The sequence below is a fragment of the Salmonella sp. NW722 genome, from assembly GCF_051702785.1.
GTDB classification, from domain to species: Bacteria; Pseudomonadota; Gammaproteobacteria; order Enterobacterales; family Enterobacteriaceae; genus Salmonella; species Salmonella enterica.
Map to the genome: position 1 here is coordinate 152,793 of NZ_JAMMIN010000007.1, position 663 is coordinate 153,455.

A 663-nucleotide genomic window follows, 5' to 3' on the forward strand; every position below is an offset into this window, starting at 1 on the left:
CGGTGACTTCGCCAACAACATTGGCGGTACGGGCAGCGTGGTGAAATCCGGCGACGAGACGCTCACGCTTTCCGGCAGCAATACTTATACCGGCGGTACCCTTATCAGCAGCGGCACGCTGGTCGCCAACGATGTAAACGCGCTGGGTACTGGCGACGTTACCGACAACGCCACGCTGATGCTGAACACAGGCGGTGACTTCATCAATAACATCGGCGGTACGGGCCGTGTGGAAAAATCCGGCGACGACACGCTCACCCTCTCCGGATCCAATTCTTATACCGGTGGCACCCTTATCAGTAGCGGCACGCTGGTTGCCACTAACGTTGACGCGCTGGGAAGTGGCGACGTCACCGATAACGCCACGCTGGAGCTGAACACCGGCGGCACGTTCGACAACGCCATCAGCGGCAGCGGCCAGGTGGTGAAATCCGGCGACGAGACGCTCACACTCTCCGGCGCCAATTCTTACACCGGCGGCACCCTTATCAGCAGCGGCACGCTGGTCGCCAACGATGTAAACGCGCTGGGCACCGGTGACGTCACCGATAACGCCGTGCTGGAACTGAACACCGGCGGTGATTTTGACAACGCCATCAGCGGCAGCGGCCAGGTGGTGAAATCCGGCGACGAGACGCTCACACTCTCCGGCGCCAATTCTTA

1 protein-coding gene is annotated in these 663 nt (G+C 60.8%); it reads left to right on the forward strand.

All coding sequences use genetic code 11. From position 1 onward, the window contains the following. Positions 1-663 (forward strand): autotransporter-associated beta strand repeat-containing protein (locus NA330_RS18220; RefSeq protein ID WP_438796416.1); only part of this gene is annotated, 663 nt, incomplete at both ends.